Raw genomic sequence first — 12,725 nt, 5'->3', positions numbered from 1 at the left:
CTCTGGGCCTCCGCCGCCGGCGTCGTCGGTACCGCGGGTCCGCTACCAGCGGTACCAACGTCCGCGGCCGCCGGTCGCGTTGGTGCCGCGGGCGAGGAAGCCCACCAGCCACACGACGAGCACGACGACCGCGACCCACCACAGGATCTTCACCGCGAAGCCCGCGCCGAACAGCAGCAGGGCGAGGAGCAGGACCAACAGGAGCGGAACCACGATTTGTCCTCCTTGGTATCGGTACGTCCGCCGTCTGCCCGCCGATCGCCCGAGCATGCCGCCCGCCGGTAGGAAAATCCTTCCGGATCAGCCCTGTTCGGGCGGCGGGAAGCGGTCCCAGACCCGGTGCCCGGCGAGCAGGTCCGCCAGGTCGCGCAGGACCCGCACCGGGTCGGTGCCGAGGACGATGCCGGGCCCGTCCGGCGGGAGGCCGGCCGCGGTGAGGACGTCGCGGACGTCCCCCCAGCCGCCGATCGCCTTGGCGTGCCGCCACGCCTCGCCGAGCAGCAGCACCAGGCGCGGGTCGAGGGTGGTGTGCGGTCCGGCGGCGCGGGCGTCCCGGGCGGGGGCGGCGTCGGCGGCGGGGCCGGGGACGCCGGCCAGCAGGACGGCGTCGAACTCGACCGAACGGGCGGTGGCGAAGCTGCGCTGCACCTCGGCCGGGTCGCCGCCGGTGGGGGCGACCACCAGGGGCACCAGGTCGGCGGCGAGCGCGGCCTCGCGGACGGCGGCGAGCGCGCCGGGGTCGGTGTCGGGGCCGGTGAGGATGCCCACCGTCCGCCCGGTGACCGGCCACTCGCGGCCGAGCTGGGAGAGCGCGGGGCTGGGCTCGGGGGCCGCCGGGTCGCCGTCGGGCTCCGGGACGGGCAGGCCGAGGCCGGTGGCGACCTCGGCGCACAGCCGGGCGTCGATCCGGGCCAGTACCCGCAGGTTGCGTTCGCGGACGGCGGGTTCGGTGCACTTGCCGAGCTCGAAGGCGTAGGCGTTGATGATGTGCTCCTGCTCGACGGGCGTCATGCTGGCCCAGAAGATCCGGGGCTGGCTGAAGTGGTCGTCGAACGAGGCGGGCGCCGCCCGGACCTTCTCCGCCGCCGGGACGGGCTGCGGGTGCTCGACGAAGGCGTGCTCGTCGGTGCCGGCGAAGAACGGGCAGCCGCCGTCCAGCGAGTTGGGCTTGTAGGGGGCGGTGCCGGTGTGCACGGCGTCCTGGTGGAAGCCGTCGCGCAGCATGTCGTTGACCGGCGCGTGGGTGCGGTTGATCGGGATCTGCGCGAAGTTGGGGCCGCCGAGCCGGGTGATCTGGGTGTCCAGGTAGGAGAAGAGCCGGCCGGAGAGCAGCGGGTCGTCGGTGATGTCGATGCCGGGCACCAGGTGGCCGGGGTGGAAGGCGACCTGCTCGACCTCGGCGAAGAAGTTGGTCGGGTTGGCGTGCAGGGTCATCAGGCCGAGCGGCTGGACGGGGGCCAGCTCCTCGGGGACGAGCTTGGTGGGGTCGAGCAGGTCGATGCCCTCGAAGGTCTGTTCGGGGGTGTCGGGCATGACCTGGACGCCGAGTTCCCAGTGCGGGTAGGCGCCGGCCTCGATGGCGTCGTACAGGTCGCGGCGGTGGAAGTCGGGGTCGGCGCCGCCGATCAGCTGGGCCTCGTCCCAGGTCAGCGAGTGGACGCCGAGCTTGGGCTTCCAGTGCCACTTGACCAGGCAGGTGCCGCCCTCGGCGTTCACCAGCCGGAAGGTGTGGACGCCGAAGCCCTCCATCGTCCGGTAGGAGCGCGGGATGCCCCGGTCGGACATGTTCCACAGGGTGTGGTGGGTGGCCTCGGTGTGCAGCGAGACGAAGTCCCAGAAGGTGTCGTGGGCGGACTGCGCCTGCGGGATCTCCCGGTCGGGGTGCGGCTTGGCGGCGTGCACCACGTCCGGGAACTTGATCGCGTCCTGGATGAAGAACACCGGGATGTTGTTGCCGACCAGGTCGAAGACGCCCTCGTCGGTGTAGAACTTGGTGGCGAAGCCGCGGGTGTCGCGGACGGTGTCGGCGGAGCCGCGCGAGCCGAGCACGGTGGAGAACCGGACGAAGACCGGCGTCCTGGCCCCGGCGGCGAGGAAGCCGGCCCTGCTGAGCCCGGCGCCCGTGCCGTAGCTCTCGAACACGCCGTGCGCGGCGGCGCCGCGGGCGTGCACCGCGCGCTCGGGGATCCGCTCGTGGTCGAAGTGGGTGATCTTCTCCCGCAGGTGGTGGTCCTGGAGCAGGACGGGGCCGCGCGGGCCGGCCTTCAGCGAGTGGTCGGAGTCCGGCAGCCGGGTGCCCTGCGCGTTGGTGAGGTACGCGCCGGCCTGGGCGCGGACCGGACCGCCGCCGTCCCGCGGGTCTCGCCCGGTCGCCGAGACGGTCGTGGGGGCGGCCTGGTCGGGCTTCGGCGGGAGCGGCGGGCGCGGCTCGACCGGCTCCTCGACCGTCGGCTGCCCGGCGCTCGGCTTGCCGGGCAGGTCGGGTCGGGTGTCGTCGGCAGTCATGGGTGTCCTTCCGGGGCGTGGAGGTCGTGGGCTCTACCGACCCGGCTAACCGGCCGGGCCGGGCAGAAACGAATGAATGTCCCCGTATATCTCTTATCGTCCGGTTTCCTCCCCTGCACCTCGGGCAGGCGCGGCGCAGTCGTGTGCGGAGGAGAGGTGGCGGTCGTGGCACGGATGGATTTCGCCGACCGGGCGGCGCTGGTCACCGGCGGGTCCCGCGGGTTGGGCCTGCTGGTGGCCGAGGAGCTGGCCCGGCGCGGCTGCCGGGTCGCGGTGTGCGCCCGGGACGGCGCCGAACTGGCCTTCGCGGAGCGGAGGCTGGGGCGGCTGACGACCCGCCGGGCGGCGCTGGAGTGCGACCTGTCGGTGCCGGGCGCGGGGCGGGCGGTGGCCGCGGAGGCCGCCGAGCGGCTGGGGCGTCCGCTGGACGTGCTGGTGAACAACGCGGGGGTGATCCAGGTCGGGCCGCTGCCGGCGCTGACCGGGGAGGACTTCCGCACCTCCTGGGACGTCATGGTGGCGGCGCCGCTGGAGCTGGTGCTGGCGGTGCTGCCCGGCATGCGCGAGCGCGGCACCGGCTCGGTGGTGAACATCGCCTCGATCGGCGGGCCCGTCCCGGCGCCGCACCTGCTGCCGTACGTGACGGCGAAGGCCGCGCTGGCGGCGTTCTCCCGCGGGCTGCGGGTGGAGCTGGCGGGCAGCGGGGTGCGGGTGACCACGGTGGTGCCGGGGCTGATGCGGACGGGTTCGCACCGGGCGGCCCGGTTCTCCGGCCGGGCGCCGCTGGAGTACGCCTGGTTCGGCGCGGCGGCGAGCCTGCCGCTGCTGTCGATGGACGCGGGGCGGGCGGCGCGCCGGATCGTGCGGGCCGCCGAAGGGGGGCGGCCGGAGCTGGTGCTGACCCCGGCCGCGAAGCTCGCCACCCGTCTGGAGGGGGTGGCCCCGGGCGCGTTCGGGGCGCTGCTGGGCGCGGCGGGCCGGCTGCTGCCGGGGCCGGGCCGGGTCGCCGAGCACGACCTGTCGGGGGAGGCGGCGGCCGGGCGGACGGGGCGGCTGGTGCCGGTGCTGACCGCCCTCGGCGACCGGGCCGGTCGCGCGAACAACGAGCCCGGCCCGCAAGCGGATTGACCGACCCTACGGAAGGAGCGCGTGATGCGTGCGGTGACCTGGCAGGGCAGGCGGGACGTCAGGGTGACGGAGGTGCCCGACCCCCGGATCGAGGAGCCCTCGGACGTGCTGGTGGAGGTGACCTCGACCGGCCTGTGCGGCTCCGACCTGCACCTGTACGAGGTGCTGGGGCCGTTCCTCGACCCGGGCGACGTCCTGGGGCACGAGGCGATGGGCGTCGTCCGGGAGGTGGGCGGCGCGGTGGGTTCGCTGAGTCCGGGCGACCGGGTGGTGGTGCCGTTCAACGTCAGCTGCGGTACCTGCCGGATGTGCTCCAAGGGGCTGCACTCGCAGTGCGAGACCACCCAGGTGCGCGAGTACGGCAGCGGCGCGGCGCTGTTCGGCTACACCAAGCTGTACGGGCAGGTGCCGGGCGGGCAGGCCGAGCTGCTGCGGGTGCCGTTCGGCGACACGCTGCCGGTGAAGGTCCCGCACGGGCCGCCGGACGACCGGTACGTCTTCCTCTCCGACGTGCTGCCGACGGCCTGGCAGGCCGTGGAGTACGCGGCGGTGCCGGACGGCGGCACGCTGCTGGTGCTCGGGCTGGGCCCGATCGGCGAGATGTGCGTGCGGATGGCGCTGCTGCGCCCGGGGATCCGGCAGGTGATCGGGGTGGACCTCGTCCCGGAGCGGCTCCGGCGGGCCCGGGAGCGCGGCGCGGTGGTGCTGGACCTGAACGACCGGCCGCAGCTGCTGCCGCAGGCGGTGCGCGACCTGACCGACGGCCTCGGCCCGGACAGCGTGATCGACGCGGTCGGCATGGAGGCGCACGGCTCCCCCGTCGCGTCGGTGGCGCAGCGGATGACCGGCCTGCTGCCGGACGCGCTGGCCCGGCCGCTGATGCAGAAGGCCGGCCTGGACCGGCTCCAGGCCCTGCAGCTGGCGATCGAGCTGGTGCAGCGCGGCGGCACCGTCTCGGTGTCCGGGGTCTACGGCGGCGCGGCCGACCCGATGCCGCTGCTGACCATGTTCGACAAGCAGATCCAGCTGCGGATGGGCCAGGCCAACGTGCGCCGCTGGACGGACGAGCTGCTGCCGCTGCTGACCGACGCCGACCCGCTGGGTGTGGACTCCTTCGCCACCCACCACCTGCCGCTGGACGAGGCGCCGCAGGCGTACGCGATGTTCCAGCAGAAGCGGGACGGCGCGGTCAAGGTGCTGTTCGAGCCCTGACCGCGGCGCCCCCGGTGCGGGGCGGAAAACCGCTTGGGGGCGCTGGCATGCTGGTGCCGTGGAGAGACCGGAGATCTGGATCGAGTTCGCCCCCGACCTGCACCCCTTCGTCGGCTCCCGGCACCGCGCCGGGCCCGCCGCAGTGCGCACCGACGGCACCTCGACGCTCGGGCACGTGGTCGAGTCGCTGGGCGTGCCGCTCACCGAGGTCGGCGGGCTGCGGGTGGACGGCGCGCCGGTGCCCGTCTCCCGGGTCGCCGGGCCGGGCGCGCGGGTCGCGGTGCTCGGGGTGGCCCGGCCCCAGCGGCTGGCCGGGCCGGCGCGCTTCCTGCTCGACGTCCACCTGGGCACGCTGGCCCGCCGGCTGCGGCTGCTGGGCGTCGACGCCGCGTACGAGAGCGTGGACATCGGCGACCCGGCGCTGGCCGCCCGGTCGGCCGCCGAGCAGCGGGTGATGCTCTCCCGGGACCGGGGCCTGCTGCGCCGGCGCGAGCTGTGGGCCGGCGGCTACGTCTACAGCCACCGGCCGGAGGACCAGCTGCGCGACGTGCTCTCCCGGTTCGCGCCGCCGCTGGCGCCGTGGACGAGGTGCACCGCCTGCAACGGCGCGCTGCGCACCGCCGCCAAGGAGGCGGTGCGGGGCCGGATCGAGGACGGCACCGGGCGCTCCTACGACGCCTTCGCGCAGTGCGCGGACTGCGGCCAGGTCTACTGGCGCGGGGCGCACCACGCGCGGTTGGAGGCGATCGTGGCGGCGGCGGTCGCCGAGTTCGGCGGCTGAACCCCCGGGCCCGCCCGGAACCCGGCGGCCGGGTGCGGCTCACCAGGCGGCGCGCAGCGCGGGCAGCAGTTCCTTCTCGGCCCAGTCGGTGAACGCGGGCTGGCTGTCGCCGCCGACCTGGATCAGCGCGAGTTCGTCGAAGCCGGCCTCGGCGTAGGGGCGGACGGCGTCGAGGAAGTCCTCGACCCGGTCGCCGCACGGGATGGACGCGGCGACGTCCTCGGGCCGGACGTACTGGCTGGCGGCGGCGAAGCCGGCGGTGCCGGGCAGGTCGGCGTTGACCTTCCAGCCGCCGCCGAACCAGCGGAACTGGGCGTGCGCGCGCTCGACGGCGGCGTCCCGGTCCCGGTCGAAGCAGACCGGCACCTGGCCGACCGAGGGCTTGCCCGCGCCGCCGGCCTCGGCGAAGGCGGTGAGCAGTTCGCGCTCGGGCTGGACGGCGATCACCAGGTCGGCGAGCCGCCCGGCGGTGGCGCAGGAGACCGGGCCGGAGACGGCGACGCCGATCGGCGGCGGCTGCTCGGGCAGGTCCCAGAGCTTGGCGCCGTCCACCTGGAAGTGCCGTCCGTGGTGGGTGACGTACCCGCCGGCGAACAGCGCCCGGATGATCTCCACCGCCTCGGCCAGCATCTCCTGCCGGACCGCGACGGGCGGCCAGCCGCGGCCCACCACGTGCTCGTTGAGGTTCTCCCCGCTGCCCAGCCCGAGCCGGAAGCGGCCCTCGGAGAGCAGTTGCACGGTGGCGGCCTTCTGCGCCACCACCGCCGGGTGGTAGCGGACGGTCGGGCAGGTCACGTACGTCATCAGCGGCAGTTCGGCGGTGGCCTGGGCCGCCGCGCCGAGCACCGCCCAGGCGTAGGGAGCGTGGCCCTGCTCGTCCAGCCAGGGGAAGTAGTGGTCGGAGACGACCGCGAAGTCGAACCCGGCCCGTTCGGCGCGCACCGCGTCGGCGACCAGGTCGCGCGGGCCGCGCTGCTCGGTCATGAGGGTGTATCCGATGCGCATGGGTGGCTCCTCCCGTAGGGGTCTACGCGGTCAGCAGCTGTGGTGAGAGCGTCTTGATCAGGGTGTTGGTCCAGCGCATCTGGCGGAGCGCCTGCGGGTGGCAGCGGCTCGCCAGTTCGAGCAGTTCGGCGTCCCGGCCGGCCTGCGCGGCCTGGGCGAGCATCTCCCAGTGCAGCGAGTTGCGGGCGGCGGCGAGGTGCAGGGCGGCCAGGGTCTCCAGCAGGTCGGGCAGGCCGTCGCCGTCGGGGCGCGGGGTGAGGTCCTCGGCGGCCTTGCGGCGCAGCCGGGCGAGGGCGGCCGGGTCGCGGTCGGCGGGGTCGCGGTCGGCGGGCAGGTGCAGGCCGCGGGCGGTGGCGGTGGCGGCGATCAGCCGGGCGTGTTCGGCGGACCAGCGGGCGGTGTCGGTGGCGACGTGGTGGAACTCGTGTTCGGCGCGGTGGTCCTCGGCGGCGGCCAGCAGGTCGTCGTGGAGGGCGAGTTCGCCGTCGTGCAGGGTGCGCAGGACGGCTTCGACGGGGTTCACGGGGCGGCCTCCTCCGGTGCGGTGGTGGCTTCGGGTGCGGTCCGCTGGTCGGCGAGGGCGGCGGGGCCGCCGGTGGTGGGGGGTGCGGCGGCGGGGTCGGCGGGTGCGGAGGCTCCGGTGGTGGGGGCGGGGGCGGGGTTGCCGTCGCCGGGGGCGAGCCGGGTGAGGCGGGCGGCGGCGGTCTTGAACAGCGGCTGCTTGGAGACCGGGTCCCAGTCGGTGGGGGTGGTCTCGTTGGCGGCGCGCCCGCCGTCGGGGCCGGGGCCGGTGCGGCCGGGGGTGTCCCAGTAGCCGTAGTGGAAGGGCAGGAAGAGCAGTCCGTCGCGCAGCGCGGTGACCCGCAGCCGGGCCCGGACGGCGCCGCGCGCCGTGGCGACCTCGACCAGGTCGCCTTCCGCGACGCCGCGCCGGTGGGCCTCGCCGGCGCCGATCTCGACCCACATCTCGGGTGCGGCGGCGTCGAGTTGGGGGGCGCGGCCGGTCTTGGTGCGGGTGTGGAAGTGGTAGAGGGTGCGGCCGGTGGTGAGTTGCAGCGGGTAGTCGGCGCTGACGTCCTCGTGCGGGGGCAGGTACTCGGCGGCCTTGAGCACGGCCCTGCCGCCGGGGTTGAGCGCCCGGTACTCGGTCTCGGAGACGGACGCGCCGGTGACCAGGTCGCGTCCGTAGGTCTCGCAGGTGTCGGGGGCGGCCCAGCTGATGCCGTCGGTGTAGAGGCGTTCGGTGCCGTCGGGGTGCTCGGCGTCGCAGGGCCACTGGATGCCGCCGCGTTCGCGCAGCAGCTCGTAGCTGAGGCCGGTGTAGTCGCAGGGGCGGCCGGCGGAGCAGCGCTGCCAGGCGGCGAACGCGCCGGGCGCGTCGTGCCAGCCGATCAGCGGGGCGCCGTCGCGGTCGCGGAAGTCCATCCGGCGGGCGTAGTCGAGCAGGATGTCCAGGTCGGGGCGGGCCTGTCCGGGCGGCTCGACGGCCTGTTCGCAGAGGTGGACGGTGCGGTCGGCGTTGGTGAAGGTGCCGGTCTTCTCGCCCCAGGTGGCGGCGGGCAGCACCACGTCGGCGAGCAGCGCGGTCTCGGTCGGGTAGAGGTCCTGGACGACGGTGAACAGGCCCTCGGCGCGCAGGAGTTCGCGGATCCGGGCGAGTTCGGGCAGCGAGACGGCCGGGTTGGTGCCGGAGATCCACAGCAGCTTGATCGAGCCCTGTTCGGCGTACCGGAAGATCTGCATCGCGGGGGTGGGCGCGCCGTAGTGCGGGATGCGCTCCTCCGCCACGTTCCACAGCTTCGCGAGTTCCGCGACGTGCTGCCCGTTCTGCCAGTTGCGGAAGCCGGGCAGGTCGCCGTCGGCGCCGCACTCGCGGGTGTTCTCGGCGGTGGGCTGGCCGTTCATCTGCAGCACCCCGCAGCCGGGGCGGCCGAGCATGCCGCGCACCAGCTGGATGTTGTTGACCTGGACGGCGGCGGCGGTGGCCTGGTGCGACTGGTAGACGCCCTGCAGCACGGTGGAGAGCAACCGCCGTGCGTCGCCGAGCAGTTCGGCGGCCCGCTGGATCTCCCGGGCGGGCACGTCGCAGATCCGCGCGGCCCAGGCGGGCGTGCACCGCTCGACGCCCGCGGCGAGCTCGGCGTACCCGACGGTGTGCGCCTCGACGTACGCGTGGTCGATCCGGTCGGTGCGGACGAGTTCGTGCAGCAGCGCGTTCAGCAGCGCGACGTTGGTGCCGATCCGGGGCGCGAGGTGCACCTCGGAGCGGGCGGCGACGGGCGTGGGGCGCGGGTCGACGCACAGCAGCCGGGGCGGTTCGGGCCCGGCGAGGCGGTCCAGCACCCGCATCCACAGCACCGGCTGGGTCTCGGCCATGTTGTGGCCGTACAGGGCGAGCGTGTCGCAGTGGTCGACGTCGGTGTACGAGCCGGGCTGGCCGTCGCAGCCGAAGGTCTCCTTGAGCGCCTCGGCGGCGGTGGCGGTGCACAGCCGGGTGTTGCCGTCCAGGTGGTTGGTGCCGATGCCCGCGCGGGCGATCACCGCGAGCGTGTAGTACTCCTCCAGGAACAGCTGGCCGGAGGTGTAGAAGCCGATCGCGCCGGGGCCGTGCGCGTCCAGCAGCTGCCTGCTCCGCTCGGTGACCAGGCCCATCGCGGTGTCCCAGTCGCTCTCCACCAGCTCTCCGCCACGCCGCACCAGCGGCACGGTGAGCCGGTCGCGGGCGTGGTTGGCCTGCCAGCCGAACAGGTCCTTGGGGCCGAGCCGCCCCCGGTTGACCCGGTCGTCGGCCCGGCCGCGCACCCCGACGATCCGGCCGTCGCGCACCGCGACGTCCATCGCGTCGCCGTTGGAGTGCAGCAGCGAGGCGGCCGGCACCCAGCGGTCCACGCCGTCCCCCGTCAGGTACGCGTCCCGGCGCACCGGCCAGGGCCGGCCGGGCCGGTAGGGGGTGCGGTCGCCCCAGGGTTCGGCGATCCGGTCGATCCGCTCGCGCATGGCTGCTCCTCCGGGTTCCGTGCCGTTCGGGTGGTGCGGGCCGTCCGTGCTGCTCAGCCGTCGGGGCGCAACTGGTCGCGCAGCAGCCGCAGGGCGGCCTCGACGGCGGTGCCCCGGATGTCGGCGGGCCGGTCGGTGGGCGGTTCGGGGCTGGCGGTGCGGGTGCCGCCGGGGCCGCTGACGGCGACGTGCACGGTGCCGACGGGGCGGCCGTCGTGCGGGGCGGGCCCGGCGGCGCCGGTGGTGGCCAGGCCGTAGGTGGCGCGGGTGCGGGCCCGGACGCCCTCGGCCATCTGGGCGGCCACCTCGGGGTGGACGGTGCCCTGCTCGGCGACCAGGGCGGCGTCCACCCGCAGCAGGCCGGTCTTGAGTTCGGCCGCGTAGGCGACGACGCCGCCGAGGAAGACCCCGCCCGCGCCGGGGGCGTCGGCGAGCACGGCGGCCAGCCGCCCGGCGGTGAGCGACTCGGCGGTGGCCACGGTGTGCCCGGCCGCGGCGAGCGCGGCGGTGACCTGCCGGGCCAGCACGGCGCGCTCGTCCAGGCCGGGCCGGGGGCCGTCGCCGCTCACGGCTCGCGGACGACCTTGACGGTCGCCAGGTCGGAATCGGCGCTGTCGGGGATGAGCATGCCCGCCTCCAGCCCGGTGCGCAGGTACTCCAGGACGGCGTCGTTGAGGCGTTCGCCGGGGAGCGCGGCGGGGATGCCGGGCGGGTACGGGGTGAGCATCTCGGCGACGGTCCGGCCGGCGGCCTCCTTCAGCGGCACCTGCTCGGTCGGGCCGAAGAACGCGTCGCGCGGCAGGTCCGCCTGCTCCAGCCGCAGTTCGCCCGGGTCGGGCAGGTGCACCCGGGTGGCGGGGCGGAGGGTGGGCGCGGCGGCGACGAGTTCGCGCAGGCCGTGCAGCAGCGCGTCGGCGGTGGTGCTGTCGTCGGCGTGGGTGAGCTGGGCGCTGATCCGGCGGTGGTCGCAGACGTGCAGGGTGAGCTGGTGGTGGGAGCGCAGCCAGTCGCCGGCCCGGTAGCCGGTGGTGCCGAGCGCGGAGACGTCGACGATCACCTGCAGCGGGTCGAGGTCGGCGGCCAGGCGCGGCCCGCAGAAGTCGTCCCGGCCGTGGACGTGCATCCCGTCCAGGGCCTCGATCCGTTCCCGGACGTCGGCGGCGAGCGCCAGCGCGGCGCCGAACAGCTCCCGGCCGTGCTGGACCATCTGGCGGCGCCAGCCGTCGAGCGCGGCGTACACCAGGGTGGAGGGGCTGGTGGTGCCGAGCAGGTCCTCGCGCTGCTTGAGGACGTCCGGGGCGACCAGGTCGCCCCGCAGGTGGAAGACCGAGCTCTGCTCGAGCGCGGAGCCCATCTTGTGCACCGAGGTGACGCACACGTCCGCCCCGGCGTCCATCGCCCACTGCGGCAGGTCGGGGTGGAAGGGCAGGTGCGCGCCCCACGCCTCGTCCACGATCAGCGGCTTCCCGGCGGCGTGGCACACCTCGGCGATGCCCGCCAGGTCGGCGCAGGTGCCGTACGGGGTGGGCGAGGTGACCAGCGCGCCCTTGGCGTCGGGGTGCCGCTCCAGCGCGGCCCGGAACGCCTCGGCGCGCGGCGGGTGGGCCAGGTGCAGCTCGGCGTCCCACGACGGGTCGACCCAGACCGGGCGGATCCCGGCCAGGATCAGCCCGGCCACCACGGACTTGTGGGCGTCCCGGCCGACCAGCAGCTCCTCGTGCGGCCCGGCCACGGAGAGCATCGCCGCCTTGACCGACAGCGAGCTGCCGCAGGTGGAGAAGAAGGTGTGCTCGGCGCCCACCGCCTCGGCCATCAGCGCCTGGGCGTGCGGCAGGATGCCGCGCGAGTCGGTGCGGTCGTCGAGGCCGCCGGAGGCCAGCACGTCGGAGCGGAACACGTCCGCCCCGAGCACCTCCAGGACGCGCGGGTCGGCACCCCTCCCCTGCTTGTGGCCGGGTGGGGTGAACACGGTCAGCGGATTGGCGTGGAAGGCCGCGAGGGCCTCGAGCACCGGCGCTTGGGACTGGTCCATGCGGGCGCGTGTGCCCCGGCCCGGGGCGGCGAAACCGGGCGGCCCCCGGTCCGACACCCGCCGACAACCGCCGACACCCGCCGACACCCGCAGCCGTTCCCGGATCTTCGGGAACCGTACGGCGCCGCCGGGCCATGCTGGTGACGAGGACACCGTCCGCCCTCGCCCGCCGCCCCGCCGTCCCGCCCCGCCTCCGGAAAGGCGCACCGCCGATGCTCCCCTCCCCGCCCCCGCCGGCCGTGGCCCCACCGGACGCGGGGGCGCCGCCGGCCCCGGGAGCGCTGCGCCGCCCCGCCGTGCTCGCTTCGGCCTGCGGCGGGGCGTTCGCCCTGCTCACGGCCGTGGTACTGGCCCACGGCCGGGCCCCGTTCGGCTTCGAGAGCGCCGCGGTGCACTGGGGCGTGGCCCACCGCCCGGCCTGGGCCCGGTCGGCGGGGACCGCGGTGACCGCCCTGGGCACCGACGTCTTCCCGTACCTGCTCGCCCTGGCCGCGGGCGCGGTCGTACTGCGGTCCCGCCGCCCCTCCCCCGGCCGCCCCTCCCCCGACCGTCCGGCCGCCCTGCTGCTGCTCGCCCCGGTGCTCTGGCTGCCGGCGGGCCAACTGCTCCGCCAGGGCCTGATGCGCACCCTGGCCCGCCCCCGCCCGCCGGCCGCCTCCTGGGCCTTCGACGCCTCCGACCACGCCTTCCCCTCCGGCCACGCCTTCACCTCCGCCCTCTCCGCCGGGCTGCTCGCCGTCGCGGTCGCCCTGACCCGCTCCTCCGCGACCCGCGCGGCAACGACGGCGGCACTCCTCTTCACCGCCGTGATCGGCTTCACCCGGGTCTACCTGGGCGTGCACTGGCCACTGGACGTCCTGGGCGGCTGGCTGCTGGCAGCCGCCTGGCTGGCCCTCGGCGTACACCTGCTCCCCCGGCTCCCGGCCGCCCCCCGGCCCTGACGGCGGGTGGACGGTCGTCCAACGCGGTCCCGCCCGTCGGTGGGACCGGGTGGAACGGGCCGGCCCGACGCACCCGCCGGTCAACACCGTGGGCCGGACGGCGAAGCCCCGCTCGGCCAAGTGC

11 protein-coding genes are annotated in these 12,725 nt (G+C 75.7%); 4 read left to right on the top strand and 7 right to left on the bottom strand.

All coding sequences use genetic code 11. The annotated features are described in order from the left end of the window. Positions 1–42: 42 nt before the first annotated feature. The gene (locus ACFUEL_RS22885; RefSeq protein ID WP_380238484.1) at positions 43–213 is read right to left on the bottom strand and encodes a hydrophobic protein; all 171 of its coding nucleotides are present in this window, start codon (positions 211–213) and stop codon (positions 43–45) included. A gap of 87 nt (positions 214–300) precedes the next feature. After that, positions 301–2,505: a catalase gene (locus tag ACFUEL_RS22880; protein WP_380238482.1), complete on the bottom strand. Its 2,205-nt coding sequence runs from the start codon at positions 2,503–2,505 to the stop codon at positions 301–303. A gap of 174 nt (positions 2,506–2,679) precedes the next feature. On the opposite strand from ACFUEL_RS22880, the gene ACFUEL_RS22875 reads away from it, so the two are divergent. From ACFUEL_RS22875 to ACFUEL_RS22865, 3 genes are read left to right on the top strand one after another with little or no spacing between them, the layout of a single operon-like run. Continuing rightward, positions 2,680–3,633 carry an SDR family NAD(P)-dependent oxidoreductase gene (locus ACFUEL_RS22875; protein WP_380238485.1) on the top strand — a complete coding sequence of 318 codons (954 nt, stop codon included), beginning with the start codon at positions 2,680–2,682 and terminating at the stop codon, positions 3,631–3,633. A 24-nt stretch (positions 3,634–3,657) separates the two neighbouring features. Beyond that, complete coding sequence (locus ACFUEL_RS22870) at positions 3,658–4,845, top strand: alcohol dehydrogenase catalytic domain-containing protein (RefSeq protein WP_380238480.1); 1,188 nt, start codon at positions 3,658–3,660, stop codon at positions 4,843–4,845. Between the two features lie 58 nt (positions 4,846–4,903). Then, positions 4,904–5,626: a Mut7-C RNAse domain-containing protein gene (locus ACFUEL_RS22865; RefSeq protein WP_380238478.1), complete on the top strand. Its 723-nt coding sequence runs from the start codon at positions 4,904–4,906 to the stop codon at positions 5,624–5,626. 39 nt (positions 5,627–5,665) lie between these two features. Here ACFUEL_RS22865 and ACFUEL_RS22860 read toward each other — a convergent pair whose 3' ends face one another. Genes ACFUEL_RS22860 through ACFUEL_RS22840 form a run of 5 tightly spaced genes read right to left on the bottom strand, consistent with a single transcriptional unit; the run spans position 5,666 to position 11,660 of the window. Continuing rightward, on the bottom strand, positions 5,666–6,631 hold the full coding sequence (locus ACFUEL_RS22860) for an LLM class F420-dependent oxidoreductase (protein WP_380238476.1): 966 nt from the start codon (positions 6,629–6,631) through the stop codon (positions 5,666–5,668). A 22-nt stretch (positions 6,632–6,653) separates the two neighbouring features. Then, positions 6,654–7,154, bottom strand: coding sequence for a hypothetical protein (locus ACFUEL_RS22855; RefSeq protein WP_380238474.1), 501 nt, complete (start codon positions 7,152–7,154; stop codon positions 6,654–6,656). Then, complete coding sequence (locus tag ACFUEL_RS22850) at positions 7,151–9,628, bottom strand: molybdopterin oxidoreductase family protein (protein ID WP_380238472.1); 2,478 nt, start codon at positions 9,626–9,628, stop codon at positions 7,151–7,153. The genes ACFUEL_RS22855 and ACFUEL_RS22850 overlap by 4 nt, the downstream gene beginning before the upstream one ends. A 53-nt stretch (positions 9,629–9,681) precedes the next feature. Continuing rightward, positions 9,682–10,197, bottom strand: a complete 516-nt coding sequence (locus tag ACFUEL_RS22845; protein ID WP_380238470.1) for a CinA family protein — start codon at positions 10,195–10,197, stop codon at positions 9,682–9,684. Then, positions 10,194–11,660 carry an aminotransferase class I/II-fold pyridoxal phosphate-dependent enzyme gene (locus tag ACFUEL_RS22840; protein ID WP_380238468.1) on the bottom strand — a complete coding sequence of 489 codons (1,467 nt, stop codon included), beginning with the start codon at positions 11,658–11,660 and terminating at the stop codon, positions 10,194–10,196. Before ACFUEL_RS22840 ends, ACFUEL_RS22845 begins: the two co-directional genes overlap by 4 nt. 212 nt (positions 11,661–11,872) lie before the next feature. On the opposite strand from ACFUEL_RS22840, the gene ACFUEL_RS22835 reads away from it, so the two are divergent. After that, positions 11,873–12,601 (top strand): phosphatase PAP2 family protein, encoded by a 729-nt coding sequence (locus ACFUEL_RS22835; protein WP_380238467.1) that lies wholly within the window; start codon positions 11,873–11,875, stop codon positions 12,599–12,601. Positions 12,602–12,725: the final 124 nt, after the last annotated feature.

Source organism: Kitasatospora sp. NPDC057198 (assembly GCF_042670125.1).
Classification (GTDB): domain Bacteria; phylum Actinomycetota; class Actinomycetes; order Streptomycetales; family Streptomycetaceae; genus Kitasatospora.
The sequence above is the reverse complement of the archived record's forward strand: the minus strand, read 5'-3'. Positions and strand labels throughout refer to the sequence as shown.